Source organism: Bartonella sp. AP1QHHD (assembly GCF_042196265.1).
In the GTDB taxonomy this organism is placed as follows: domain Bacteria; phylum Pseudomonadota; class Alphaproteobacteria; order Rhizobiales; family Rhizobiaceae; genus Bartonella.
Genome location: NZ_JBHIPW010000050.1, coordinates 1 through 26542, shown reverse-complemented (window position 1 = coordinate 26542; position 26542 = coordinate 1). Strand labels below are relative to the sequence as shown.

The window sequence follows — 26542 nt, the reverse complement described above, 5'->3', positions numbered from 1 at the left end:
TTCACCATTTGAAATGAAATGTGGTGTTTTAACAACCGGCGCTTTGCCGGGTTTTTTATGTCAATAAAACTTTTAGAGGACAAAATGACTGTAACTTATATCGGACTTAATGACCCAATGGCAGTGCGCACATGGTCTAAATTACTAAACCAAGAAGTCTCAAAAGCACTTCCAATTGCACCGTTGATTGGAAATGATTCAAACAGTATCGTACAATTAAAAGATGAAACTACGAAAGCAAGTGGAGATGCTATTAGCTTTAATTTGCGTGTGCAGTTGCTAGGCGATGGGGTGAGCGAAGGGCAGACATTGGAAGGCAATGAAGAAGCTTTACAGTTTCTCAATGATCGCTTGGCAATTAATGAACTCGTTCATGCCGTGCGTGTCAAAAATGAGGGAACGATTGATCAACAACGAATTCTTCATGATTTGCGCACCGAGGCAAAAAATGGTTTGGTTGATTGGTATGCAGATCGTCTGAGTATGATGTTCTTCATTCAAGTTTGCGGGTATACCGCAAAAACAATTAACTTTGAGGGACGTACGATTACTCTTAAACCTGTCCATTATGGGTTTAATGCGCCAACGGCACCAACCAATAAACGCGTGGTACGTCCTAATGATAAAGCAAAAGATGAGGACTTAAAAGAAGACGATGTTTTTGATCTCAGCTTGATTGATAAAGCAGTTGAACGAGCTAAATTGGCAAATCCTAAAATTAGACCTGTGCGGCTCGATGGGGAAAATGTCTATGTGCTTTATCTACATCCAACCCAAGTGACACAATTGCGAACCAATACAGATGCGGGGCAATGGCTCGACATTACCAAGGCAATCTATAGTGGAAGTCGTATCAAAAATCCGCTCTATGATGGATCGTTGGGCATGTATAATGGTGTGGTTTTGCGCGAAGCTGAACATATTACCGAAGGGGTTGAATCTGGGACGGCTAACAAAGCTGTGCCAAATGTGCGTCGTGCTGTTCTGCTTGGTGCGCAGAGTGCTGTGATTGCTTTTGGTAAAGATCGAGGAGCAACACGCTATAAATTGGTGGAAGAACTCTTCGACTATGAAAGAGAATTCGGGGTTGCGGCAAAAACCATTATTGGTATGAAAAAAACTTGCTTTACCTTGCCAGGAAGTACGCAAGGGGCTCAGGATTTTGGCACTATTGTCATTCCAACTTATGGAGCACCCGCTTAAAGCGAATGTTTGCTCTCTTCCCCCAACAAGAGGGATCTGTTGGGGGAAAAATTTAAAATGCTTCCAGAAACAAGGACAGGCTTATGACCACTTTATCCACGGATCCCCAAAATCTAAACCTTACACATTCAGATCATTCTAAAACTTTTGCTTATATGGTCGCGCTTATTCAAGATGAAATTGACGATACAACAGCGGAATATTCCCTGCAAATTCAAGATTCAATTTTTACGGCTTTGCGTTTGTGTGAACGCGAACCCTTTTTCTTTAATGAAAAAAGAGAAAGGACGTTTAAAACACAAAGTGGTAAAACATGGTATGGGCAAGAAGAGGGGGTTTTTATTGAATCAGAAAAGAGTTTGGAGGGCGTCTTTTTAGTAACAAAGGATGCAACACCAACAAAGTTGTTCTTTAAGCCCTTGGAAGTGTTGTATCAACAATATGGTATGCATCCTGCGCTAGGAACGCCATTCTTTTATACGTGCCTTGATCAAAAAATAGGACTCTTTCCAACACCAGAACATGTGGAAACTGTACAGCTTTCTTATGCTCCTGTTCATTTTGCCGATGAACAGCTGAAAGAGGATGATAACCCTTGGTTGATTTATGCTTTTGATCTTATTAAAGCACGGGCAAAATATGAACTTTATAAAAATATTCTTAAAGATCCTGAATATGCCGCCGTTTCTTTCAGAGATTTTCAAGAACAGCTTCAAGCTTTGCGCATTGAAACATCGCGCCGAAAAGGTTTTTCAAAGATTCGCCCAATGCGTTTTTAAAAGACTTTTTTCCAAATCGTTTATGGCTGGCGTTGAAGGTTGGTTTGGCTCTGGTGGCTGGTTTGTCGCTTATGGCTGGATTGCGCCGTTGGGTGTGGATGGTGAAGGGCTTTGGGGTGGCCATTATTGATGGTATCGTTTTTTCGGTGTGTTAAACAACTTTAGGTTGTTTGTTTTGTTGAATTTTATGCCTTTAGAGTTTTAAGGGCTTTTGTGGTTTTTTTATCAATAAGCCTTGGTGTTTTGAATGGCACTGGGCTCTTCAAAGATTTTATGGGGGTCTTGATGGCTTTTTTCCCAATCGCTGATTATCGACCCGATGTGGCGGATATCAATGGAATTTTTACCGATGAACTTGTTAATGTGCTCCCGGCGGATGGCTCCTATATCCCTATGCCAAGTTTTGAACCTTTATCAGAGCCTTGTCCGGAGCCAATCTTAGGCACTCTTGCGGTTAAAACAAAAAATGGGGTTTCTATTATTGTCGGGACAAGAGATAAAATCTACTTACTTGATAATACAACAATGAACTGGAAAGATATTAGCCAAAAAGGAAAATCTTATCTGGCTAATGTTGATGCTCCGTGGTCTTTTGCTTTGTTTGGTGATTTTATCATTGCGGTGAATGCCAATGATAAACCACAAGTGATTGATATTAACCATGATAAAACATTTAGAAATTTAGGAGGAAATCCACCACAGGCAGGGATTGTTCGAATCTGGGGAGATTTCGTTTGTTTGATGAAATTAACCGAGCATCCAAGAAGGGTTCATTGGTCTGGATTAAATGATGCTGAATTTTGGACCGTGGGGAAAAAAAGTTGTGATTATCAAGATTTTCCTGATGGCGGATTCGTCCAAGGGGCAACGGAGACAACAAATCCAATTATCTTTATGCGTTCTGCAATCTATGCCGGTTCTTTTATCCCTGGCTCTAAGATTATTTTTAGTTTCCAAAAAATCCACGATAAACGAGGCGCAAAAAATGCTGAATCAATTGTTTGTAGAGGCGATTTAGCATTCTTTGCCGATGAGGGCGGGTTTTATCAAATAACAAATGAGGGACAGATTATACCCATTGGGTTCGAAAAAGTCGATCGAACGATGACCGCAAAATCAAGGAAGGATAATCTGTACACTCTATCTGCTGCTATCGATGGGGTGTATAATCGTGTTTATTGGATGGTTGATTCTGATGAGAATCTTCATAAACGTATCTTGCTCATTTATGATTGGGGGTTGCAAAAATGGACAAAAGCTCTCGTCGATATCAAAATGGTATTGCCTATTTTCTTAGCCGGAACAACCCTGGAAGGTCTTGATTTTGTGACTAAGAATATTGACGATTTATCCTTTTCTCTTGATAGTAAAGCTTGGAAAAATGAATCGCCTATTCTGGGGGCATTTGATCAACAGGGAAGACTGGGTTCGTTTTCTGGGTGTCCTATGGCTTGTGTTGTGACATCACAAGAAATGGGGCAGACAAATGGCATGATAACACGGGTGAAAAATATTATGCCTCAAGTCAATAGTGGAAAGTTTTATTTGTCTGTGGGAATGCGCTTTCGACAATCTCTTGAAGAGGAAACTGTTTGGTTACCAGAAAAACAGCCTTCTTATAATACTGGACAAATTCATTGTCGCGCAAGGGCACGGTTTTATCGCTTTAAATTGCGTATTCCTGAAGGGGTGAATTGGACTCATGTCACTGGATTTGATGTGGAATTGACGCGGGCCGGCATGCGATAGGCATGCCCTTTTGTAATACCATGCGATAGGCTCAAGCCTCTATTATTAAAGAACAAATGCCCCATAGGCTTCCCAAACCTTTATAAACAAAGAAACAAGGTGGTGCGTTATGTTTCATGCTTTTCTGCGATAAAGGAAAAATAGGCTGCACCATGGTTTATTTTTATAAAGAAGAAAGTTCCTCCTTTGTTGTGACAAAGGGATGATGGAGACTTTTTTCTTTTATTGTGCGGGGGGCATGGAATGCGTGAAATGCGTAGGGGGATGTTATTTGAGGGGAGATGAGTGACAAAGCTAAAAAAGCTAAAATTATGATGCAAGAGAGTCAAGATTTATATTCTGCTCATCTGACAGAGCGGTGGCCATGGGAAAAAATAGCTCCCTATCAAGAGGCTCTCAATGCTGCATTGAAGAAATATGCTCAGCGCTTTCCGGATGATGTTTGTCTGGAAAAAATCGCTGAAGAAATCGCTACAGGACAAGCACAATTGTGGCTGGTCTTAAAAAATAAAATCCAATTTAGTGCTTTTGCAATTACCAAAGTTGAAATAACCCATACGGGGAAAAAATGCGTCGTTCTCTCTGATCTTGCTGGAGAGGGAGGGCTGAAATTGGTCAAGTTGATTGATGAAGTCGAAAAATGGGCGCGAACAATTAATGCTGAAGAAATGCACATGTTTGGAAGAACTGGATGGGCGAAAAAGCTCGCTCATCACGGATATTCTCGTAATCTTATTCAATATAGAAAGGTTCTGAACCCATGAGTAGAAAAACCACACCTCAAGTGCAGACAACAACACAAACAAATGCTCCACCTGCTTGGGCGGCTGATATTCTTAAACAAGCCAGTGCTGATGCACTTGGACTTTATAATAAGGGAATTGGCGGAAACGTTTATCAGGGAGACAGAGTCGCTGGTCTTAGCAATATGACAAAAAATGCGCTGACCGGTTTACAACAAGCAGCAGGGCTCTATAACAATCCAACGGTAACGCAATGGTTGAGTGCACCAACCAACAGCGCTACAAATCTTTCCGGTATGGCTAAGGGAAGCTGGATTGGAAGCAATAGTAAATTTAATACTGCATTGCAAAATGCTCTGAATAAAACGTCCGATGCAATTAATCAATCGATGTCGGGAGCAGGACGTTATGGCTCTGGGGCTCATACTGGTGTGCTGGCCGATGAGTTAGGCGCCTTGGCAACAAATGCTGCAGCACAGCAATATAATCAAGATATTAACAATATGATGAATGCAAACCAGATGATTGATCGCTCTCAGAATGATCAAGTTAATGCGGCAAATAGCTATTATCAAGGACAGAGTAACGTGCAAAGCAATGCTTTGAAAGGGGGTATGATTCAAGATATAAACCGCCAAAATGTCTTAGATGCTGAACGCCAAAAATGGTCAGAAAAAGATAATCAAGATTGGAACCGATTGCAAAGTTTGTTACAGGTAGGAACACAGGCTGCTGGAAATTACGGAACGACTTCAGGAAAATCCACGACAATGCCTTCTGTGACAAAAGATCCATTGCGTGATGCGCAGCAAGTACTTGGATTGGTCGGAGGAATTTTAGGGCTTTGTGATGTGAGAGCAAAAGAAAATATTATCCCTGTGGGGCAGAAAAAGGGATATCCACTTTATACCTTTAATTATAAGGGAAATCCACAACGTTATCAGGGCGTTATGGCGCAAGACGTGTTGCGTGTGAACCCTGAAGCTGTTTATGTCAATGCGAAAACAAAGTTATTGCATGTTGATTATGACAAAATAGGACTGAAAATGGAAAAAATGAAAGGGGAGAAAATACCGGCATCTAAAAATAAAATTGCGGCTTTCTTTTCTTCATTTTTTGCTCGCTTTCCCTTTTTGAATAAAGAGTATCTTTTATGAGTTCGATTTATGATTGGTCAATTGTTGCATCAGAAAATGCTTATGTCGACGAGAATATAAACTGGGCAGAAGGGCAACCGCCAAGCACAGTCAATGATAGTGCTCGCGCTATGATGCAACGCATCAAAGAATATTTGTTGGATAATGGAGGCGGGATTGAAACACAGTTTACTGTCGATGTGGAAAACGAGAGAACGTCACTTCGTTTGGCAACAAAGTCTTTTTTTGAGACTTATATGGATGGCATTGTTGTGCGCTTTAAAGCACAAGGCGTCAACAGAGGAATAACAAATATTTCTTTAAATCAATTGCTACCACGACCAACTTATATGGCAACGCCAGAGGGTATTATGCCTTTAAAGGGCGGAGAAATTCAAAAAGGGGGACTTTATGAAATTGTCTATACGCGTGATATTGCCGGAAAAAATGCTGATGGCTGGTTTTTAACCAATCCTACTATAAAACTTCCTGAAATTCCGCCCTTTCCTCCTTTGCCTGAAACTTTTTCTTCTGGATTTATCGGGACTTTTGCTACAGAAAAAATACCCTCTGGATGGTTACTGTGTGATGGTAAAGAATATTCGCGAAGGAACTATGCCAATCTCTTTGCTGTTCTGGGAGAAACATGGGGAAAAGGAAATGGGCAAACAACATTCAATGTTCCCGATTTGCGTGGAATGTTTTTACGGGGGCTCGATAGTGGAAAAGCAATTGATAAAGGACGTCGCTTGGGAAGTCGACAAGAAGAGTCTTTTAAATCTCATACTCATGAAGGAAAAACAGATTCGACAGGTAACCACCAGCATAGTTATCCAATGATTGAAAAGGTAGTTTGGGATATGAATCACGGTGAATATTATAGAAATCTGGCTCAAGTCTACAATAAAGATCGGTTAACGAAGGCTGCGGGAGAGCATGAACATAAGGTCTTGTTGCAAAAAACAGGGGGGGATGAAACACGCCCCGTCAATATGGCGGTGGTTTATGCTGTCAAAGCCTGAGAATGAAAGCTTTGAGAGAAAGATAAAAATACTTACAAAATATTTGTTATGAAAAAAAGTCTTATTGAATATAAAGTCTTATAGAATATATTGTGTAGAAAGTTTTGAGGCGCTTTAGAAAAAAACTCAACTCTCTTTATTTTTTTATTTTTTGTGCTGCCTTTGTTGGATGTCTAAAGGTAAGTTTGCCTATTGTTCGTTAGAGGATCAAGACAGTGATTATTGAAGGTAGGGGGAGAACAAAAACCCTTTCTTTATTCATAGAGTTTTTGCTGAGGAATAAAGACTTTATCCAAAATGCTTCTCTCTTGTGGTATCGTGATACATTATTAAAACGTTGGGTTTAAGGTGTTGATGGGCGATGACAAAAAGCCCATGGGTAAAATTTATCCTATTATGTTATGCCGTCAAACACCGTCATAAAAACACTATTATTGAAGCTGGTGATATAAGGAAAATAAGACATACAATACTTGATCCATTTAAGTATTGAAGAGACATCTATTCAGTGGAGGCTTGCTTGGTTAAGCCTTATGCAAGTGAATCATATAAGTGAGCAGCAGACGGAATCCCTTCAGAGTAGTTGGATTGTTTTATAAACCGATGTGGGGCTAAAATCTTTGTCTTTTGAGGTGGCGGGAAGAGGTCAACGGATATGTTTATTTAAAGCGAGAAAAGGCAAAATGGTACTCTCCCTCTTTTGGGTAGAGCGTGTATGCAAAAAGCGTTCTTTTTTTCAAAATGGGCGCTGGGTTTGCGAAGTCTTTTGGCGATGCGTTTAACACATGGTGAGTAATTGACTCTCTTAGATGCATTTTGTACTTGTCAGGAAACTTCTTGAAACAGAATGAGAGTGATACGAGAAAATCTGTAAGACAATGGTTTATCCTGTTGTGTCGTAAAATACTATTGTTTGAGGCGCGGTTAAACCTTTATGGATTGGGATGTTTTTCGTCTGTACGTATTCTTAAAGAAGCGTTTTTGTAGAGTAACTCTAGACAGGGGATGCATTCCAAGGTGCATTTGATGAGGGAAGCCAAGCCAAATCCGTTAGATAATAACCAGATTGTTTACAGATTGTTGTTTATCGATTGGCATTGTTTGAAGACCGGTGGAGCGGGCTTTGTCCTTTTGGGGAAAGCCAACAAAGCATCAAGGTGATCATGCATTTTTCTTGGTTTCAGGTGATAAAATTATCATTTTAGGTGAAAAACGGAATATAATCTAAAAAATACCTTGTAAAAATTTTCGATGAGGAATTTTTTTTCAAAAGCCTTTCATATAGTTGTCTGAGGTTTTCTGAGAAATGCAAGAGCCGTACAACGGAAAAAGATATTCAAATGCTTAATACGCGTTTAGCTTATCAAAAAGGGGGATATAATGGCACTTTTTCCATTTTCTATTGCTGATATTGATGATCCTGAATGTATTCGTGTGGTTCTTTATGCTAGCGGAAGAATGGGACATGCTCCTTTGAATGCTCTGTTGAAGCAAACACGTCAAGATCTCCAATGTTTTGATAAAATACAGACTCAAAATATTCTCCAACTTACACAGCGTTTGGATATTTTAGAACAACAATTGAAAACGATTATCAAAGATCTTGAAGATGTGAAACACAAACAAGACGCTGAAGAAGCGGATAAAAGTAAAACGATGGGTGATTAACCATCTCGATTTGTGTCTCTATGGGATTTAGCTCCTTTAAAGCAGTGAGATAGATAGTTGTGAACAGGATAGTTATTTGCCTGTCCATAGAGCATTTATTTTTTTGATCAACCAAAAATGAAAAAGAGGTATTCTATAATGAAAAAATTGATTTTAATATTTTTAGCTTTGTGTCTTACTGGACCAGCTTCTGCACGTTTGTGGACTATTTCAGATGATTGTTCAGATATCGGCGGAACAATGGTTCGCTCACAAATCATCAATAATATTTCTGTCATTCCATATAAAAATTTGCAAGGGGTAAATATTCTCTCTGTTTTAGAAACGAGGCCTACAGAAGAGCCAGAAATGTCAAAAATTGTAGGAAGAACATTTCATATTCAAAGTCCTGAGATTGTTGAGCTGGCCTATAGAGCTTACAGTACATCGCAATTCGTTGATATTTGTTACAGAAGTAACTATTCAATCAATGTTATTCGAGGGCTGAGAGTGCGTGATAATTAAGCGTATTATCTGTATTCGTTGTGACTTAAATAGGCGATGCTTGGAAAATGGTCAATCTTCTACACTAAGGCTATTTTAACCCTAGCAGTTTTCTGATTTACAGTTTTTACTCAGAGTATAATCGTTCATGTTTTACAGAATTCATGAGTTATCGGTATTGAGGATCTATCTTAAGATATTCAACTACAGTTGATTCTATTTTAAACTGAGTGATTTTGTATCAATCGTCGTTTGAGCTTAGATGGCAATTTCATTCTAGCGTTTGGTGTTAGACAGATTTAAGCTTAGTGAGGCTGTAAATACGTGTCTTAATTGTCTTTGTTGACAGTATGCCGCTTGCGATAGGCAATAAATCATAGACACATTTTGAATCCGTAGAGTGCACGTACATTAACAATGGCAGACATTGTCAGTGGTAGATATCGCCAATGGTAGAGCTTGTGCATGCGGTGTTTTGTTGTGTGCATGAGTCATCATTCACGCGGCATCAATAAGGGAAGGCTTTGCTGTAGAGCCTGTAAAATAAATCGTGCAACAGCGGGGATAGAGGTAAGAATAGACTGAGATGAGGCAGTCTTATCACGGGCTAAAGCTGGTTAAAATTCTCGTCTTTAAGGAGGCGAGGAGGTTAAAAATATCCATTAGATTGCATGGGGATGCATTTCATGTCCGTTGCAATAAATTTAAAAGAGGTAAATTATGAAAAGCTTTTTGAAAAAAATATCCATCGTTTTGGTGATAATAGCATTAACAACAGGTGTTTCTCATGCTGGAGTTTATGAACAAAACGGTTATCTTAATTCGGTTCAAGTCGTTAGCGCAGGAGCACAATGTCTCCTAGAGCTCAGATACGGTATCAGCCCTACTTCAGACATTCAAAAAGGTGTTTGGGGCTGTGATAACATTGTTGGAAAAAGTATTTTGGATTTGGCAAAAACCGCAGTCATTTTGAACAGAAAAGTAATGGTTATTTTTGAAGCGGGTAATGTGCCAGCAAAAAGGGTTTTAGCCATCACTTTAAAATAAGATCAATAGGGGTTTTTCTCCCTTTTTATATCTGTAACGCTTCAAGAGGTTACAGGTATAAAATATGGAGTGTATATCAAAGGTATAAAAATGTTTCAAAGAGCATTCTCAGTATTTTTAGTGACAGTTTTATTTTTTTTCTTTTCAGATGTAAATCTGTCATATGCTATTGATCCTCCCCATATGGTTTTCCGTATAGATGATCGCTCTCCATCTGTTATATTCTTTGGAGGAGGTTTTGCCCCTTGGGGGGATGATCAGGATATCATACATCATGTAACTGGGCACTCTCTTGCTCAACAGACTTCAGCATTTGTGTCTACAACTGCAAATATGGATGCAGTTTACAGAATGGCGCGGCAACAGATTGCTAATAATCCTGATGAAACGTACTGGCTATATGAAATTATTCCAGATATAAATTTTTATTATGTTCCTAACTCACTCTTTGATACAGCCATGTCTGCTGACAACGTTGTTCAACATGAACAAGTTATGGATCTTTATTATGCATATTTATGGCAGGATGAATGGGCTTCGCTGGGGGCAATCAATACAAATCATATATACTCTGCAAGAAGTATTATGCGGCAAGCGAATGGTGATATTGTCATTGGTCCTAGAACCTTTAATTCTCTTTTTGTTGCCGCTCCATCACAAGTAAATTCGGGGACACTTCCTTCACAAGATTACACTTTTTTATCAGCTTATTATTCTGATAGCGAGGATGCGTTATCTCCAATGTCACTGGCATTTCTTGTAGAATCCTGTAACAGCTCTTCATCCAGTGGTCATATGGAGCGTTCTGGGGATTCTTCCTGCAGCACATACAAACATTCTGTTGATGATATTATGTATAAAATGAATCTATGGTATGAAGCTCTTTAAAGAATTACAGCTATATCTTGCTATTTAATCAAAAACAAAAAAGTAGGAAGATAGCGCATTTCTGTTTTATTTGATTGGTTCTGATGCGCATAGTGCGTAGGGCAGAGAAAATTTTTTGGTATTATGAAGTGTGATAGGGGTGCTATAAAGCATAGGTGTGACATCATCAAAAATGGAAGCGTTGATTTAACAGTATTTGTTTACCTCGATTAGAAAATCCGTTCTTTTCTTTGTTTGGAGTTTTACATCAATTTTCTTATCTTGTTGTCGTGCTGCTTTTTGAGAGTGCGGTGATAGAAGGCATGTAAGTTTTATATATTGAAGTGTTTGTGTGTGGTGAATATGGGGAGTGTTTTTTTCGTCATGTGATGAACTCTTCGGGCGGTGGGGATTTTGTCCATAAAGCGTCATAAAATATCGCTTTTTGTTCTATGGTGATAGAGATCCCATGAGGGGAAAAGACAAAGGGGAAAGTCAAGTGGATTTTGCGAGCCAATCATGTAAACTGGAACGAATTCCATGCGGATATAAATCAGGTTCTGTTTGTTGCATATAGCGCTATTTGTTGCATAACTTGTGATAGCCAATTCTCTAAATAAAGGGATTTGACCGGTAGCAGAAAAAAGGAATCATTACGAGACAGTAAGTGTGCTTGTTTCAGAATGTCTAATGCTTTTGCATGACAAAGGAACGCGAAACTCTGTCACGCCTTCCTTTCATATTTTCGAGTTCAGGGGTGTCCATATATTTTCTTCAACTTGATTTTTATGCATTGGACACAAGGGAATTGGATGCAAGGGAATTGGATGCAAGGGAGTTGAAGGCTAGGGAGTTGAAGGCTAGGGAATTGGATGCAAGAGATTGAGATATAAGAGATTTGGATACAAGAGATTGGGATGAACATTTTTGGGATAAGCAAAGCTAATATGTTACGCTCGTTGTTTTACAGCGCGTTTGATAAAAAGCTAGGACATCTTTCCAATCCATTATGTGTGTAACTTTAAGGCGTTGTTTTCTTAAGAGAGTGCAGAGCTTTTTTTGTTGCTTGTCAATCAACATCAAATTTCAAAGCTGTAGCATGTTTGAGAGAAAGAAGAATGAGAGCCTTACGGATTCAGAAGGGCAAAACTCTCTGAGCGATTCCAGCTTTTGTAAGCTAGACTTTATATATGCCAGATGAGGGCTGTATTTGAGTGATTTCTGAAATAGGAAGACAACCTTATTGAGAAAAATATAAAGGCATATCAATCACTCTTCGGACTATCATCTTTTTCCTTTATAATTTTCAAAACTATCTATAGCAATATTATTTAAATAATGAAGATAATGCCTTATGCTTTTATGTATCGTGTGTCTTCTTGGGATCATGCCTCTCACATAAAAACAGAATGCCTCAAATATTAAAATATTATTTGTCTCCGAATATACATTTATTGCATATTCATGGACTTGTTTTTAAAGAGATATCCCACTCCCAAGTCCCTTTTACAAGAACACTCGTCAATGGTATAGGGGTAAAGCCCCTATGAAATGTATAAAACTTATAAGGTATCTCCCTCATCTTTATGCTTCATAAAAGTGCAGGTTGGTACTCTCATATATTTTTCCAGTTTCCAATGTTACGAAAGCCTTGGTTCGTGAGACGATTCATAAGAGGCATATGCCTTTTTTGTACAGTTTTTAATCCACATGCCAGCTCCGCTTGTAACTTGCAAGCGACATGGTTTTGATCGTTTCAACAGAAAACAAATTTAGGATGAGAGAATCCTGTGGTATTCGGGTCTCTCATTCAATATGAAAAAACAATAAATACTCTTTATAAATCAATGTGATGTATCTTAAAGAAGACGAATTGTTTATAAAGCCGCATGGATGAAGAATCTTCGTCTTTTAAGGTGGTGAAAGAAAATCATAATCCCTATTTTTTCATAAAGGGCGTGAGAAAACTGTTTCACAAAAATTTTATACGATAAAAATTATACAATAAAAAAAGAGAGTCTTTTAACATAAGAGTCTTGATCGTTTGCTGCTATAACCTGTATTGTGTACACAGATACTGCTATCATTTTTTACTGTAAAAGCTTCTCTTGGGATATTAAAGGGTACAATCTTTATGGAAAAAAGAATCCGAGCAAGACAAAAGGCTTATTTCAAAAGATTATATCGCAAGATTGCTTTTGTTTGCATAATACTTTTTTGTATAGTGTTTTTGTGTTTTGTTGTTGCAAAGGTGGTCAGTTATTTTTCTTCTCATAAAAAAATAACACAACAAGCACCCGTTGAATTGGTTATTCCTGTTTTTGATATGCGTGTATATTGCAAGGAAATTTCTGCTTCCGTTATGCCCGATATGAAAAGAGAAGTTTATCAGCATTGTCTTAATTTGGAAAGTGAGGCCTATTTTGCTATTCGTGAAATGTGGGATCAGCTTTCTGATACTGCAAAAAAACAATGTTTGACGTTGGTACGACCTGGGGATGGAAATTATTTTCTCTTACGCGATTGTTTTCTCAATGAAAAAGAAAATAAAAAAGGCAAAAGACGCAATTACTTTTAAGTTTTTATATGGAAAGTTAAAAGGATGCGAATTTTGATGAAAAGATAAAAACCCCTTAAATTACGATCTGCCTCGAGACCAATAGAAATTTTATTTATCTTGTTATATCGCACTTCTTATTTAAGGTGTGGCGACATAAGGCATGGATGCTTCCTTGAAATGTTTAAGGGGGCGTGGTGGAGTTTTAGGAGGATTTGTTGCGCTTTTTTAAGGGAAATAACGAGTGTGGGAAATCCATTTCGTAATGGTTCTGGTGAATGGTATAATGGTAAAGCCCTCATGAAATGTATAAAATTTATAAAGCAAGTTCATCTTTATGGTTTAAAAAAGAGTAAGCCGGTACTATCTCACACTTTGCTTGCTCCCAATGGTGCCTCTCGACAGCCCTTTAGCCTTAGAGACGGTTCATAAGAGGCACTTTTTTATCGTTTTTACTCCACGCAGGTTTTCCCACATGTAACATGCAAGAAAAAGAGATTGATTCAATAGCAAACAGATTGAGGATGAAAAATCCTACGGTATTAATTTTCTTACTCAACACAAAAAATATGAATTATCATTACAAATCAATTCAGTGTATGAATTTTATAAGTATTTTCATTGTTAACAGACCAGTGTGATTTGAGAACCTTCATTCTTTGAGGGTGTAAGTCAATAGACATGACAAAAATGAGTAAAAAAACATTCCTTTTATAAACATTTACGGCTTCTTCATGCGTAAAGCGCTGTGCTGGGTTTAAAAATGTGCTTGTTTTATAATTCTAGTTTTCTTTATCAGAAAATTCTTTATCAGAAAAGATAAGTAAGGAAATACGTTAGGCCATTCTTATTGATAGGCTTTGAGGAGGGTATTTTTTTGAGAAGAAGCTGATTTTTAAAAAAGTGTGACATATTGGTCGTTTTTTTCATAATTTGATATTTTTTTGTATTTAAATATTTTGTTTTTAAGCTCAATTTGTTATAAATAAAAACTGTGATTAACTTAAAAACTCTATGGGTTAAAATAAAAATTGATAGTATCATTGACTTGTTTGGGAAAGAAGATTGATCTCTTGGTGATTATAGGGCTTGAATAATACTTCGTGTTAATCTATCTATAAAAGTTAAGAGGTTTTGTGAGGCGATCGTGGATTATCGCTCGCAAGGGGTTGCTTTAGCGATGAAGAGAGGCTATATTTATAAAGTAAAGAGGTTCGCGCAGTGACTCGTTGGGATGGAAGTGCTTGTGAGTTAAATGCACGAGGGGGTAGAGGATATCGGCGTTTTTAGGAGCGGTGGTTTTAGAGCAAAAAAGGAAGCTTATACTATTCTCTGGCAGGAATTTTTTCTTTGTCAGGTGTGTTATATGTGTGTTTTCCTTTTTGTTTTCCACAAGATAATTATTTTTTTAGTGAAATATGGTTTATTTTAAAAAAAACACTTGGCATTTTACGTGAACATCATTAGGTTTTTGCTGTTTGACAGAGAAAAAGGGAATTTTTGATTTACGATTTCCCTGCTGTTTTGTGATTTTCAAGAAAATATATGCTTTTATCAATATCAGTAGGGTTCGTTTGAGTGAAATAAACGCGGATAGCTTGATAATCGTATGTTAAACATGATCAGCATTATCAAAAGATAATGCAATGAGGAAGCGTCAATTAAGACACACATAAGACAAACACTCCAAAAAGGGATAAAGATGAGGCCACAACAAAATAGACGGGTACGCGGTCGCAATAATAACAATAATGGTAATAACAATAATAATCGTCGCGGTCCTAATCCGTTGTCTCGCAATTATGAAAGTAGCGGTCCGGATGTTAAAATTCGCGGGAATGCTCAGCAAATTGCCGATAAATACATAAGCCTTGCGCGTGATGCACAAGGTGCAGGCGATCGTGTTATGTCGGAAAATTATTTACAACATGCCGAGCACTATTTGCGTATTATTTTAGCAGCAACTGGGCAAATGTCTCAATCGGTTCGGCGTGATGAAAATCGTGGTGATGAAAACGAAAATCGTGATGAAAACAATGGGCAAGAATGCGGTGAAATAAATCTTGATGGTGAAAAAAAGGATGCTGTCGAGGGTGATACAGATGTATTACAAATGTCGTCGCAAAAAAATGGCAATGGCCAATATGATAAAGCGCAAAATGGGGATGCGCGAGAAAACGCTTTAGAGGCTCTATCGGATGAAAAAACAGATCAAGAGCACTGCCTCTCTGAGAAAAATGTTGAACCTGTCAAAAAAATACGTCGTTCTCCTCGTCGACGTACTGTACGGACTCAAGATGAATCATCTCTTGAGCTTTCACTTACAACAGCAGAAAACTCTAGCAATGGAGATGCATCAACAGCAACAAAAACAGCAACAAAAGAGGATTCTTCTTTGCCTGGATTAGGTGAGGGGATACAGAGAAAACCACGCCGTCGCCGAGTGGTCAATCTTGAGGCAGAGGAAAATGTTTAAACCTGAAGGGTGCTGTGTAAGCCCGCTTGTGTGGTGATGTTATTGGCATCATGATAATAAATTATAATATGCTCAAGAAGCTTCTTGCGCTTTCCTTGAGTTTTCATGGGGCTGTATCAGAAACTTAACCAAGGCTATTGACAGAAAAGATTGCCTCTTTGCTGAGATTTAAGTAAGGGAATACAGAGAAAGATGCATCGTCGCTCAAGTGGTCAATCTTGAAGTAGAGGAAAATGTTTAAACCTGAAGGGTGCTGTGTAAGCGCTTGTGGTGATGTTATTGGCATCATGATAGTAAATTGTAATATACTCAAGAAGCTTCTTGCACTTTCTTTAGATTTTCACGGGCTGTATTGAGACTTAACCAAAGGGTGTTGACAGAAAAGATTGCCTCTTTGCTGAGATTTAAGTAAGGGGATATAGAGAAAACCACATCCGTGTATTTTAAGAGGCAGTTCTTTTATGAAGAACGCAATGTCGTTGTTTTATTTAATTCACACTTATATTCAATGTATTCATGCCCATTTCGCGCTGGTGTTCATGAATTCTATCATGTGAAATCCATCGGTTATCTTTGCTTAATAAAAGATGTAAGCTGGGCGTTATTGCTTTAATTTTCAATGTTGCAACAGTTCTTCTTTTGATAGCGGATCATTCATAAGAGGTATTTTATTCATCGATTTCCTTGCTAGGATATGTGAGGAAATGATTTTGATGAGCTTCATCATAAATAGATTTGAGATGAGAGAATCTTACAGTATTTGAGATTCTCGTTTGACATGCAAAATAAATCATCACTATAAATTAATATGTTGAATTTTTACACTCAAGAAGAGGTATTTCTTGCACGTTTATTAGCTTTTCCCAAGTGATGTCAGTTTTCTTAAAAATGGGAATGCGTTGACAGAAAGGTTTCTTCTTTTCCAAGATTTAAGTGAGGGGATAATTTAAGTGAGGGGATACAGTAAAAAACGCGCCGTCGCCCGTGTGGTGAATATTTAATGCTTATCACATTGATTTATAATAATAATTCATTGTTTTGAATGTTAGGTGAGAGCCCCTAAACCCCTAGAATTCTCTCATTTCCAAATTTGTTCCATGTTGAATCAACAAAAACCATTCGCTTGCACGTTGCAAACGGGGAGAGCCCGTGTGGATAAATTTGTATAAGAAAGGAATAAAAATGGCTCTTATGAACTCTCTCTAGCGCCAAGGATTATCGGCAACACCCACGCGCTGGCAAAGCGTGTGATAATGCCGGCTTGCAGAAAATGTTTAAACCTTCAAGGATGCTATGTCAGCGCTTATTGATGTTAGTTTGCTTAATGAGGCATTATCTTCGCTCTCTCTTTTGTTGTTTCAACAGAAAGAATGGAGACAAGTGCACCGGTGTGATAATTGTAAATCATAAATTTTGTTTGTCCATCAGGGGTTAAAACTTTCAGTACAATATTGTGTTCTGAGAGGCTTTGCGACAAAATCTGTGTTTTTTCCGGTAGAGAGAGCGTATGATGGATAACGTGTGGGTTTTTGCTGAGAGAGGAAGATAGCTCTGTTTGTTTTGGCGCTGATCCGGTTTTTATCACTTTATAAATAATTAAAAACAGTACGGTTAGAATAAGGAAAAGCGTTATTAAAACGGAAATAATCATTAAACCCATAAGTTTTTTTCTTACTCGTTCTACAGCAGGGTCTAAAGGGAGATCTTGAGGCAGAGAATTTTGCTCTGTGTGATGGTCTTTTGAAGGTTGCATTCGCTTATTATCCATCATGTCTTTCATTGATTATTTTTTTGAGATCTGATGGGTTTATGCTTTTAAAGTTTTTTGTGCAAGAGGTTTGTGGAAGAAGAATGCAAAAGAGGAAGCAATGTTGGTAAAATATCTTCTTTCTGGACTGTAGACAGCTTGTCCTTTACGTTTTGGCTTTTAAGCAGGAAATTTCCATGGTTTGTTACAGACCAGATCAAGTTTACTTCTTGTTGATGTAAATTGGGGTGTACGTTTATACATTGAGCAAAGATTTGTTGTCCATAAAGTGCAAACTTTTTTGTGGACGGGACCATGTCCTGTTCACAAGCTTGAGCCGTGGGATAGATTTTAACCATTGTATTGTTCGAATAGCAACTATTAAAATCATCTGTACATGAAACTAATAAGAGGATAAAAACAAGGGGATTCATCAATTATTTTCCAAATGACAGGTTGACAGCGCGGACTCCAATTTGTCAGCCTAGGGGCTTCTTCACTATTAAACGGTTTTAGAGTTTTTTAGTTCCCCTTTGAGATTTTATTCTATAGTAAATTAATCAATGTCATTGGCTTGCACGTCATAAAAGGCTGTGTGGGGGCTTTATGTTGGTGAGTAATATTTGAAAAAAGACTGAAATGCCTCTTATGGAGGCTCTCAAAGGTCAATGGCTGTTGTAACATGAGAGACAAATAGTATGATGATGCTCAGCTACTACTTTTATGAAGTGAAAAGGGGTATGAAGGTAAAGAAGGACGTGGGGTAACAAGGGGCAGTTTTGATGGTTCACTTTACGGGGGCTATTATATCTTATTTACAGATACTGTTTTGAAATGAGCGGGGGTACACTGGGAAATATTAAAAAGTGCGTGAATGGAGGGACACAAGTGTATTCTGTTTTAGGATGTCCTATTGTACCTGAAGAGGATATCTCCATTAAAGAATGCGATAAATAAAAGCATAAAATGTGTAATTTCATCAGTTAATTGTTGTTGTCGTGGATGCTTTAGTCCCGTAAAGCTGGAGAGTGATGATGGATGTTAGCTTTACTCCTTGAAATTTCATATTCTGCCAAAATGGAATTGTATGCGCATTGCGAAAGTTACACAAAAAGAGATAGGTAATAGGTTCGCTTTTATTTGGCATATAAAAGCTGAAACGGTTTACTCTTCATTGTTTTGGTTTCTCTCTTAAAATATGCGGTTCTATAAGGGATGAAAGTTGATTGACAGCGGGAATGGATTTTATGCGACTTAAGTTCTCATTGTTAAGGTTTTTCGTTAAGGTTGTGGGGAGCTATTAGGGGACATAGTGGTTGGTTTAAAGAGGCTGGAAAATATCTTTGTGCTTAATAAAATAGATGAGAAATTTTGCTGAAAAGGGGAAACTTCTCTTGTTTATTGTTTGAAATGCTCTTTTAAGAAAAAATATCAAAATAAGTATCAGGAACAGAGAGGCAATAGACAATTCCTTCTTGTGTCAATTTGAGGGAAGCTGAACCATTCACGGAAATGGGAACGATTTTTTCGAGAACGGCACTACCAAAACAGGCTTTTTTATTGTTTGTGGGAGGGATGCCGGATTCAAAATTTTCATGCCAAGTGATGATAAGTTGTGTTTTGCCATTCAGTTTTGTTTCGATTTCACAGCGTACACAGATGCTCCCTTTTTCTTGGGAAAGAGCTCCAAAAGAAAGAGAATTGACAATCAGTTCATGAAAAGCCAAACCGATATGCAAAGCGGCATTGGGAAAAAGATAAGGATCGACGCCTTCAAGTGAAAAACGTTCTGTTTCTTTCATAAAATAGCCTAAAGCCTGCGTTTGGACCAATTCGCGGAATTGAGCACCGCGCCAATCGGAATCAGTGATTAGATCTTGAGAATGAGAAAGAGAATGAAGACGACCTTGAAATTTTCGTAAAAAAACCTGAAGAGATTCAGTATAGCGGGCGGTTTGGCTGGCAATACTTTGAATGATCGCTAGAAGGTTTTTAGAACGGTGACTGACCTCGCGAAGAAGGATTTTAAGCACTTGTTCACGGCGGCGTAAGCCGGAAATATTGACACCGGTGGTGATAATCCCAATAATGTCTCCGTTATCATTACGATGGCAATCAATAGAAAATTTGTACCAAATCTCTTGTTTATTTGTATCTTCAAAACGTGCTTCAACAGTTTGCATTTTGCCACTGGCTAAAACTTGCAGTTTGATGGTTTCCATATTGTCTGCAAGGTCAAGCGAAAAAAAGTCGCTGTCACGACACCCAACCCGCCATTTATGGTGCAAATGGTGTGGCAAGTTTTCAGCCCATAAATAAACCAGATTTGTTGCCTGATAGAGAACACAAATATCAGCACCACGAATCGCTTGCATGAGCGCACTCATATGAGATCTATCCATGGGAGGCTTTGAAAGAGGCGTAACGATCATAATTTTAAGATGTTACTCTGTTCTAAGCCGCTTTAGAAGCATTCTCTTGAAAAAATAAAGCTTGGGAAATAAGCGCTTTCACCATATCAGGGTTAAAAGGTTTGGTCACTAAAAAAGTTGGTTCTGGACGCTCGCCGGTCAGTAGCCTTTCAGGAAAAGCCGTGATGAAAATCACCGGTATACGGTCATTTTTCAAAATCTCATTGACTGCGTCAATACCTGAACTGTTATCGGCTAATTGAATATCAGCCAAAATCAACCGTGGTTTTTTCTTATGATACATGATGACAGCTTCATCACGCGTGCGCGCTATTCCTACAACATGATGGCCTAAGCTTTCTACCATTTGCTCAATATCAAGCGCAATAAGAGGTTCATCTTCAATAATCATTACTTCAGTGGCAATTTGTTGAGAAATATCAATGGATGCTTGGTTGAGCAGCTTACGGAATTCTTTCGTATCCAGATTCATGATTTCGCTGGCTTCTTGTTCATGAAATCCTTCAACGGCAATGAGCAAAAATGCTTGGCGTGCACGGGGCGTGAGATAGGATAATTTGGCACTGGTTTTTTGTTCAAGACCAAATTGGGGCAGGGGTTCAGGGATGTTTGGTGTGGTTTGGTCAAAAAGATGGCAAAAAAGCCAATAGGTACCAATTCGGTCAGTGGATGCTTTGGGAAAAATGGAGATGTCGGCAATGAGTGCTTCCAACATCGCTGAAACATAAGCATCGCCAGAGGATTGGCTACCGGTGACAGAGCGGGCAAAACGCCGAAGATAGGGAAGATGCGGGGCAATGCGCGTTGATAATGACATAATTTATAACTCCTTTGACCTTTCAAGCATTTTGTTGGTTGAAATTCTCAACAGATAAAAAAGTTCCTTGATTTGTATGGAACTTTTTACCGACAGCTATATTTACAACCATAAGGCGAAAAATTCTTCGCGGTGCTATTAGTAATATATGGATTAGGGGGATGAAAAATGAACGACCGTGATGAAAAAAATCTCACCACACAATTTAGAGTTGGAGATGATCTTCTCGGGGTCAATAGCGAAATAGCACGGAAGTTACGTCAATTTTACATGGAAATTCAAGAAGAAGCACTGCCACGGTGTTTGCTTGAGCTTTTAGAGAAGTTGGAGCGCGCAGAGCAATTTGGCTTAAACAATGTGGAAAAGGTTTGAATCCTTTATGTCAAAGTGCGCGAAAAACTTTAAACAAGAACTCCTTTCTGTGTTGCCGGCTTTACGAGCTTTTGCTGTTTCTTTAAGTGGCAAGCACGATAAAGCCGAAGATTTGGTCCAAGATACTGTTATGAAGGCATGGGCTAAGCAAGATAGTTTTGAGATGGGAACCAATCTTAAAGCTTGGCTTTTTACCATTTTGCGCAATGAATTTTACAGTCAAATGCGTAAAAAGGGAAGAGAAGTTCAAGATACCGATGGCGTGTTTACTCAAAATGTCGCTGTTCATCCTGCTCAATATGGATCACTTGATTTGCAAGATTTCAAAAAAGCCTTAAATTTGCTTTCTGCCGATCAAAGAGAAGCCATTATTCTCATTGGCGCATCGGGATTTTCTTATGAAGATGCTGCAGCTATTTGTGGTTGTGCTGTTGGAACCATTAAAAGCCGTGTGAGCAGGGCGCGTAATCGATTACAAGAACTTCTTAAAGTAGATGGTGAGTCTGATTATGGTCCTGATTCTTATTCAGCTGGAAGTACATTGTGTTCATTTAACGGCTAAAAAAGCATAATAATTATGATCGATAGCCTTGTTTTTTTTATTCCCGTTATAGCTATTACAGTAAAGTCAGTATCTGAGGAAATTCAGAGTGTTTGGCGTGTATCCTTAGGAACACAAGAAAAGCCTGTATAAACTTTCCCACGGGCTTTAGGTTTTATGTTCCATAAGGTTGCCTTCCTTTGTGCTGAAAAATGACGACTTTCAAGTTCGCCAATGGACATTCTATGACAACAAAAACAAATTTGATGCCTCAAATGCCTTCTTCTGATGCAACGATATCACGCTGGCGGTGGGGTGCGATTGTTGTTTCTCTTGTTATGGCTCTTTTGGCATCGGTTTTTATTATGTTGCTTTCAAATGCTGTTGATCGAGAAGTTGCACAGTTGAATACAAGTTCAGAATTGCGTGAACAGGCTGATTTGGTCCTTATTAGCTTGATTGATATGGCTGTTGCTGATCGCAGCTATGCAAAAACGCGCAAGGCGGAAGATAAAATACGTTTTGAAAATGCAGAGCGGGAGTTAGGGGATATACTCGATTATATCGCACTTATTGTTTATGCGCATCCACAATGGGATGAATGGTTTACGGCTTTTAAAAAAGAGGTTGAAGCACGAAAAGCCTTTATGAATGCCCATATGCATGCTCTTGATGCGATTCCTGAACAACCTTCTCATGCTGCCTCTTTTGAAGTATCAAAGATTCCTGTGGCACGTTTAGCTCAATTGATGACAAGCTTTATTAATGGGGATGATGTGGTGCGACAAAAACAGCGTGAGGGTATCGCATTAATGCGGGCTGCTTTGACATTGGCGGCTATTGTTTCCGTTGTGAGTACTTTTATTTCTGCCTATTTTGTTATTAATCGTTTTCATCGTGATGTGCGCTCTTTAAAATTGTATCAATTGCTGCTTCATAGCGAAAATATCGCTCTGGAAGCCCGCGTGAAAGAACGAACACAAGAATTAGAAAGAGCACGCAATCACGCTGAAAAAGAACGCCAACGGGTTGAAATATTATTGCAGGATGCAAGCCATCGCATTGGCAATTCTCTTGGGACGGTGTCTTCTTTGCTGGGGCTCCAGTTAAACCGGAGCAAAAATGAAGAGGTACGTTCTGTTTTAGGAGCTGCGCGTGATCGTATTCAGACAATTTCTACAGCACATCGTCGTTTGCGCTTAAGTGATGATATGGAAACGACTTTTTTGGCAGAGTTTCTCAGTTCTGTTGTGCATGATGTCGAATTGGCAGTCCCTTTTGAATTGCGTGAAAACATCGCCATTCACACAAACTTTAAAGATTGTCGCCTGTCTTCAAGAGATGCGACAACACTTGGAATTATCCTTGGTGAACTGCTGACAAATTCCTTAAAACATGCCTTTCCTGATCAACGGTCGGGTCATATTTATATTTCTTTTGGTCCCCAGAAAGATGGACAATTGATGCTCATTGTAGAAGATGATGGCGTGGGAATGAAAAGCCAAACTTTAGAACAAAAAACAGGACTTGGTCGTGTGGTCGTGGAACAGCTCTGTATGCAATTTGGTGAGAAACCTCTGTTTGAAACTTCTGCTTTAGGAGGCACAAAGATTATCATTCCTTTGCCAAAACTTAGCATGAATAGTTCAAAAAAAAGCTCTGACTGATTTTTTTAAGAGATAAATTCTTTACTCTCTGCTTGTTCGTTTTAATAAAAATGAGAAAAAATATAACTTAGATGACGCGAACACAGCACCATTCATATCAGATTGTCAATTGTCTTCAAGAGAAGCAACATTGCTTCTTTATCTTTTGGTCTCTTTGTTTTTTGCTTTGCTGACTCCGATTATCGGCTTTCAAAATTCTCCTGTTGTTGTATGCTTTATAGCTTTGAAGTACTTGAGTTAAAATTTAAATTTATTTTGAATAAAAGCTCCTTTAAACCGATAATACTTATATTAGTAAGCTCTATTTCTTTGTGAAGAGATTGTTTTTTCAAATTTTGTTATTTTTTGTAAGGCATGTAAAACTTTAAATATGTGGTGTTTTTGTAAAAGTGTGTAACGAATATTCTTAAGGATAACTTGCTCATAAAGTTTATGAAACACTGTCCTTTAGGGCTATGAACAGCATAAGCATTCAACAGGTGAAATCTCTTCAACAAAAAGTCGGGTTGTTTATAGAATGATATGGATTTTAGAATCTTCATCCTTTAGCGGGCACCTCTTTGATTTGAGATTTTATTGCATGGCAAATAAGGACGGGCTATCGTTTTGATAAAATAAACAAGAAGAGTTAACCTTTTGGGGTTTCATATTTTTCACTTTTCTATTGTGCGTAAACCTGAAAAGGGGAGGGCGTTTTATTTTTAATCATTGTTATGCGACCTTGGGTGGTGGCATATTTCGGTAAATTCTTTATACATATTTAAAGTGCGGAAATCTCTTTAAGAAAAATAAGCGCTAAAGCATATTTTTAGATGTTTTGAGTCGTAAAAATGCAGATGCTTTTATGCTTTAAGTTTCTTCGGAGGGTGTTATCGGGCTGTTGATCAAGGCATCAATATTGTTTTTTTCTTGTAGGAATGTTTGTAGGTCTTGATTTGTTAAGGCTTTGCTATCCGGTATACGGATGCGCATGGGATCAACTTTGACGCCATTGACAATGATTTCAAAATGACAATGGGGACCGGTTGCCATTCCTGTTGTTCCAACATACCCAATGATTTGTCCTTGTCGTACTTTCACGCCTGGTTTGATATCTGGTGCATAACGGCTTTGGTGTGAATAACTGCTGACATATCCATTGGCATGTTGAATTTCCGTGTGATTTCCATAGCCACCTGTTACACCTACTCTTGTGACAATACCATCTCCTACAGCAATAATGGGTGATCCTTTAGGAGCAACCCAATCAACTCCCGTATGCATGCGAACATAGCCTAAAATAGGATGTTTGCGTGGACCAAAGGGGGAGCCAAAAATCCCATTTGGTGTGGGTTTGCGCAGCAAGAAAGGCTTTGAACTCCTCCCTTCAGAATCATAATAATCAACGCTTCCATCTTTTAATTGATAACGGTAATATTTATAAGTTGTATTTCCAAAAGTTGCGCTAATATAACGAATTTCTGGATCAGTGTTTTGGGATGCTTCCTTTGCTTTCAAGTTCTTTTTGCCATTTTGGTTTTCTTTATCGCTTTGTGGTACAGCATAAAATATTTCGATCTGATCATTGGGTGTTATCAGACTTTTCATGTCAATATTGGTGGCTAGCAGACGAATAAGACGATGAGAGAGAGATTGTGATATATTATGGCTTAGCAAAGCACTATAGAGTGCATCATAAGCCGTTGGTAATTGCGCACTATTGATATAAGAATGCGGAATACCATTTTGAAAAGCCGTTTTAAGTGCTTTAGACATTTTAGGCTCTGTGCTTTCAATGAATTGGCTTTTATCATTCAGGGCAATGGTGAGAATATGATGCATCCCTTGATAGATACTTGCGCGTACGAGATGATCTTCTTCACCAGCTTGTGTCACGATACCAATGCGTAAAAGGCTTCCCTCTTTAAGGGAATCGGAAAGGCTTATTTTTTCTAGCGTTTTTACAACCTGGTCAATTTGCTTTTTTGTATAACTGGTTTTTTTGAAAGCATCGGCTATCGTTTGTTTTTTACGAATAGGAATAATATCTTCAACATAGTTTTTCGTCAGATCGATACGGTGACTTTGAGGAGAAACGGTTACATTTTCTTGAACGATTCGAACTTCAGGGGATTCTGTGCCTTGGGAAGGGGAGGATACATCTTCTAATTTTAAAGGATCAATCAATGTGAGAACTGAAAGAAGTTCGGAGCTCTTTTCTAAAGTAAATCCAGCTTTTTGCACTTCTTGTTGTGCCTCTTCATCTGTCAATGTGTCGCTGTCATCAAAATCGAATTGATTTACCTTAAAATCATAGCTGCGTAAGGTGAGTTTTGTTTCAACCTTTGCACCGTAAATCTGCCCAGAATCTTCTTGTGGTGCGATATTTTGATTTTTAGAATCACTGGCAAGAATGCTTAAAGAATCAAATTTTGGATAACTATATTTCTGGGGGCGATTTTCGGCTAAAGCCATACGAATCCATTCAAAATGTTGTGTTTGAATGACTTTTTCATCGCCTTTTTTTTGTAGAATCGATAGTTCAAATTGACGTTTTCTGTCAAAGCTTTGCCGTGCATGGGTGGGAGAAATACGATCACCTTTATAGCCATTGGCCTCAGGGTCTTGTGATTCTGATAGGTTTTCTTGCGTAAACCATTGTGGCGGTGTTACCAATCGCTGTTGTTCATCAAGAGCCGTAAAAAGTGCAATCCCCATAAGAATGCAGGAAGTGATTCCTGTCAGAATGGTTCCCGTAAGCCAACGAGCAGAGACCTGTCGGCGCGCAGGCCGCAAGCGCTTGACGACAAGAGCAGGGTCTTGTCCAGGATCGTTTTTTTGTTGTTCGTTATCCCACATAGATTTATAAGAGTACTTTTCAATATTAAATAAAGAAAGCTAGATAGATAGCTTAGCATGCTTCTACAGGAATTTGATTCTTTTTACAAATTACAGATCATGCGATTCTCTTTATACAGCAATGTCTTTATAAATCGTATCTGCGCAGAAAATTTTCCCTATTAAAGTAGCATAAAACAAGCGTTATTGTGATTAACTCATTCCTAGGCAACTTCCTATTTTTATGCATTGCAATGGGGTGCTATATTTTACTTTAAAGGCGCCATGCTCTCTTTACACTCCTTGCTGTTTTCATGTTTTATTTTTATGAAGGCAGATTTTGCCAATAATGTCTTGAAATAGGATTTTTTGTTCAATATTTTATTGGTATTGTTTTGGGCATTTTATTTAAAAAAAAA

General features: G+C 38.4%; 23 protein-coding genes. 18 read left to right on the top strand and 5 right to left on the bottom strand.

Annotated elements, in window-relative coordinates; genetic code table 11:
* Positions 1-84: 84 nt before the first annotated feature.
* From ACFIME_RS04645 to ACFIME_RS04575, 15 genes are all read left to right on the top strand, one after another.
* Positions 85-1203, top strand: a complete 1119-nt coding sequence (locus tag ACFIME_RS04645) for a N4-gp56 family major capsid protein (protein WP_375643242.1) — start codon at positions 85-87, stop codon at positions 1201-1203.
* A gap of 83 nt (positions 1204-1286) precedes the next feature.
* A complete protein-coding gene (locus ACFIME_RS04640) occupies positions 1287-1982 on the top strand; it encodes a hypothetical protein (protein WP_375684565.1) in 696 nt (231 codons plus the stop codon).
* Between the two features lie 285 nt (positions 1983-2267).
* Positions 2268-3731 carry a hypothetical protein gene (locus ACFIME_RS04635; protein WP_375633309.1) on the top strand — a complete coding sequence of 488 codons (1464 nt, stop codon included), beginning with the start codon at positions 2268-2270 and terminating at the stop codon, positions 3729-3731.
* A gap of 281 nt (positions 3732-4012) precedes the next feature.
* On the top strand, positions 4013-4495 hold the full coding sequence (locus tag ACFIME_RS04630; RefSeq protein ID WP_375662318.1) for a hypothetical protein: 483 nt from the start codon (positions 4013-4015) through the stop codon (positions 4493-4495).
* A complete protein-coding gene (locus tag ACFIME_RS04625) occupies positions 4492-5631 on the top strand; it encodes a tail fiber domain-containing protein (protein ID WP_375634553.1) in 1140 nt (379 codons plus the stop codon). The genes ACFIME_RS04630 and ACFIME_RS04625 overlap by 4 nt, the downstream gene beginning before the upstream one ends.
* Positions 5628-6632 (top strand): phage tail protein, encoded by a 1005-nt coding sequence (locus ACFIME_RS04620; RefSeq protein ID WP_375639968.1) that lies wholly within the window; start codon positions 5628-5630, stop codon positions 6630-6632. Before ACFIME_RS04625 ends, ACFIME_RS04620 begins: the two co-directional genes overlap by 4 nt.
* An 837-nt stretch (positions 6633-7469) precedes the next feature.
* On the top strand, positions 7470-7619 hold the full coding sequence (locus tag ACFIME_RS04615; protein ID WP_375617994.1) for a hypothetical protein: 150 nt from the start codon (positions 7470-7472) through the stop codon (positions 7617-7619).
* A 39-nt stretch (positions 7620-7658) separates the two neighbouring features.
* Entirely contained in the window at positions 7659-7793 is a 135-nt protein-coding gene (locus ACFIME_RS04610) for a hypothetical protein (protein ID WP_375634555.1), read from the top strand.
* Between the two features lie 219 nt (positions 7794-8012).
* The gene (locus ACFIME_RS04605; RefSeq protein ID WP_273791311.1) at positions 8013-8300 is read left to right on the top strand and encodes a hypothetical protein; all 288 of its coding nucleotides are present in this window, start codon (positions 8013-8015) and stop codon (positions 8298-8300) included.
* Positions 8301-8438: 138 nt separating this feature from the next.
* Complete coding sequence (locus ACFIME_RS04600; RefSeq protein ID WP_375617995.1) at positions 8439-8804, top strand: hypothetical protein; 366 nt, start codon at positions 8439-8441, stop codon at positions 8802-8804.
* A gap of 699 nt (positions 8805-9503) precedes the next feature.
* Positions 9504-9830: a hypothetical protein gene (locus ACFIME_RS04595; protein ID WP_375633303.1), complete on the top strand. Its 327-nt coding sequence runs from the start codon at positions 9504-9506 to the stop codon at positions 9828-9830.
* A gap of 90 nt (positions 9831-9920) precedes the next feature.
* Positions 9921-10718, top strand: coding sequence for a hypothetical protein (locus ACFIME_RS04590; RefSeq protein WP_375617997.1), 798 nt, complete (start codon positions 9921-9923; stop codon positions 10716-10718).
* 2113 nt (positions 10719-12831) lie between these two features.
* Positions 12832-13275 (top strand): hypothetical protein, encoded by a 444-nt coding sequence (locus tag ACFIME_RS04585; RefSeq protein WP_375643265.1) that lies wholly within the window; start codon positions 12832-12834, stop codon positions 13273-13275.
* A gap of 225 nt (positions 13276-13500) precedes the next feature.
* Complete coding sequence (locus tag ACFIME_RS04580; RefSeq protein WP_375633299.1) at positions 13501-13686, top strand: hypothetical protein; 186 nt, start codon at positions 13501-13503, stop codon at positions 13684-13686.
* A gap of 1270 nt (positions 13687-14956) precedes the next feature.
* Positions 14957-15730, top strand: coding sequence for a DUF4167 domain-containing protein (locus ACFIME_RS04575; protein WP_375655326.1), 774 nt, complete (start codon positions 14957-14959; stop codon positions 15728-15730).
* A gap of 1321 nt (positions 15731-17051) precedes the next feature.
* Here ACFIME_RS04575 and ACFIME_RS04570 read toward each other — a convergent pair.
* From ACFIME_RS04570 to ACFIME_RS04555, 4 genes are all read right to left on the bottom strand, one after another.
* Entirely contained in the window at positions 17052-17501 is a 450-nt protein-coding gene (locus tag ACFIME_RS04570) for a hypothetical protein (RefSeq protein WP_375662315.1), read from the bottom strand.
* A gap of 44 nt (positions 17502-17545) precedes the next feature.
* Positions 17546-17911, bottom strand: a complete 366-nt coding sequence (locus ACFIME_RS04565) for a hypothetical protein (RefSeq protein WP_375662326.1) — start codon at positions 17909-17911, stop codon at positions 17546-17548.
* Between the two features lie 984 nt (positions 17912-18895).
* Positions 18896-19909, bottom strand: coding sequence for an HWE histidine kinase domain-containing protein (locus ACFIME_RS04560; RefSeq protein ID WP_375662314.1), 1014 nt, complete (start codon positions 19907-19909; stop codon positions 18896-18898).
* Between the two features lie 22 nt (positions 19910-19931).
* Positions 19932-20726 carry a response regulator gene (locus ACFIME_RS04555; protein ID WP_273791319.1) on the bottom strand — a complete coding sequence of 265 codons (795 nt, stop codon included), beginning with the start codon at positions 20724-20726 and terminating at the stop codon, positions 19932-19934.
* A 168-nt stretch (positions 20727-20894) separates the two neighbouring features.
* Between ACFIME_RS04555 and ACFIME_RS04550 the strand changes: the two genes are divergently transcribed.
* From ACFIME_RS04550 to ACFIME_RS04540, 3 genes are all read left to right on the top strand, one after another.
* A complete protein-coding gene (locus tag ACFIME_RS04550; protein WP_375610684.1) occupies positions 20895-21098 on the top strand; it encodes a NepR family anti-sigma factor in 204 nt (67 codons plus the stop codon).
* A gap of 7 nt (positions 21099-21105) precedes the next feature.
* Positions 21106-21660: an RNA polymerase sigma factor gene (locus ACFIME_RS04545; RefSeq protein WP_273724155.1), complete on the top strand. Its 555-nt coding sequence runs from the start codon at positions 21106-21108 to the stop codon at positions 21658-21660.
* Positions 21661-21884: 224 nt separating this feature from the next.
* Entirely contained in the window at positions 21885-23306 is a 1422-nt protein-coding gene (locus ACFIME_RS04540; RefSeq protein ID WP_375684564.1) for a sensor histidine kinase, read from the top strand.
* Between the two features lie 849 nt (positions 23307-24155).
* Here ACFIME_RS04540 and ACFIME_RS04535 read toward each other — a convergent pair.
* Complete coding sequence (locus ACFIME_RS04535) at positions 24156-26144, bottom strand: M23 family metallopeptidase (protein ID WP_375662312.1); 1989 nt, start codon at positions 26142-26144, stop codon at positions 24156-24158.
* Positions 26145-26542: the final 398 nt, after the last annotated feature.

What these genes read in the sequence shown, in the direction of transcription:
- ACFIME_RS04535 (WP_375662312.1), bottom strand. Translation starts at nt 26,144, where the DNA reads ATGTGGGATAACGAACAACAAAAAAACGATCCTGGACAAGACCCTGCT.
- ACFIME_RS04550 (WP_375610684.1), top strand. Translation starts at nt 20,895, where the DNA reads ATGAACGACCGTGATGAAAAAAATCTCACCACACAATTTAGAGTTGGA.
- ACFIME_RS04600 (WP_375617995.1), top strand. Translation starts at nt 8,439, where the DNA reads ATGAAAAAATTGATTTTAATATTTTTAGCTTTGTGTCTTACTGGACCA.
- ACFIME_RS04570 (WP_375662315.1), bottom strand. Translation starts at nt 17,501, where the DNA reads ATGATGGATAATAAGCGAATGCAACCTTCAAAAGACCATCACACAGAG.
- ACFIME_RS04645 (WP_375643242.1), top strand. Translation starts at nt 85, where the DNA reads ATGACTGTAACTTATATCGGACTTAATGACCCAATGGCAGTGCGCACA.
- ACFIME_RS04560 (WP_375662314.1), bottom strand. Translation starts at nt 19,909, where the DNA reads ATGATCGTTACGCCTCTTTCAAAGCCTCCCATGGATAGATCTCATATG.
- ACFIME_RS04555 (WP_273791319.1), bottom strand. Translation starts at nt 20,726, where the DNA reads ATGTCATTATCAACGCGCATTGCCCCGCATCTTCCCTATCTTCGGCGT.
- ACFIME_RS04610 (WP_375634555.1), top strand. Translation starts at nt 7,659, where the DNA reads ATGAGGGAAGCCAAGCCAAATCCGTTAGATAATAACCAGATTGTTTAC.
- ACFIME_RS04605 (WP_273791311.1), top strand. Translation starts at nt 8,013, where the DNA reads ATGGCACTTTTTCCATTTTCTATTGCTGATATTGATGATCCTGAATGT.
- ACFIME_RS04625 (WP_375634553.1), top strand. Translation starts at nt 4,492, where the DNA reads ATGAGTAGAAAAACCACACCTCAAGTGCAGACAACAACACAAACAAAT.
- ACFIME_RS04635 (WP_375633309.1), top strand. Translation starts at nt 2,268, where the DNA reads ATGGCTTTTTTCCCAATCGCTGATTATCGACCCGATGTGGCGGATATC.
- ACFIME_RS04565 (WP_375662326.1), bottom strand. Translation starts at nt 17,911, where the DNA reads ATGAATCCCCTTGTTTTTATCCTCTTATTAGTTTCATGTACAGATGAT.
- ACFIME_RS04545 (WP_273724155.1), top strand. Translation starts at nt 21,106, where the DNA reads ATGTCAAAGTGCGCGAAAAACTTTAAACAAGAACTCCTTTCTGTGTTG.
- ACFIME_RS04575 (WP_375655326.1), top strand. Translation starts at nt 14,957, where the DNA reads ATGAGGCCACAACAAAATAGACGGGTACGCGGTCGCAATAATAACAAT.
- ACFIME_RS04640 (WP_375684565.1), top strand. Translation starts at nt 1,287, where the DNA reads ATGACCACTTTATCCACGGATCCCCAAAATCTAAACCTTACACATTCA.
- ACFIME_RS04590 (WP_375617997.1), top strand. Translation starts at nt 9,921, where the DNA reads ATGTTTCAAAGAGCATTCTCAGTATTTTTAGTGACAGTTTTATTTTTT.
- ACFIME_RS04595 (WP_375633303.1), top strand. Translation starts at nt 9,504, where the DNA reads ATGAAAAGCTTTTTGAAAAAAATATCCATCGTTTTGGTGATAATAGCA.
- ACFIME_RS04630 (WP_375662318.1), top strand. Translation starts at nt 4,013, where the DNA reads ATGAGTGACAAAGCTAAAAAAGCTAAAATTATGATGCAAGAGAGTCAA.
- ACFIME_RS04540 (WP_375684564.1), top strand. Translation starts at nt 21,885, where the DNA reads ATGACAACAAAAACAAATTTGATGCCTCAAATGCCTTCTTCTGATGCA.
- ACFIME_RS04620 (WP_375639968.1), top strand. Translation starts at nt 5,628, where the DNA reads ATGAGTTCGATTTATGATTGGTCAATTGTTGCATCAGAAAATGCTTAT.
- ACFIME_RS04585 (WP_375643265.1), top strand. Translation starts at nt 12,832, where the DNA reads ATGGAAAAAAGAATCCGAGCAAGACAAAAGGCTTATTTCAAAAGATTA.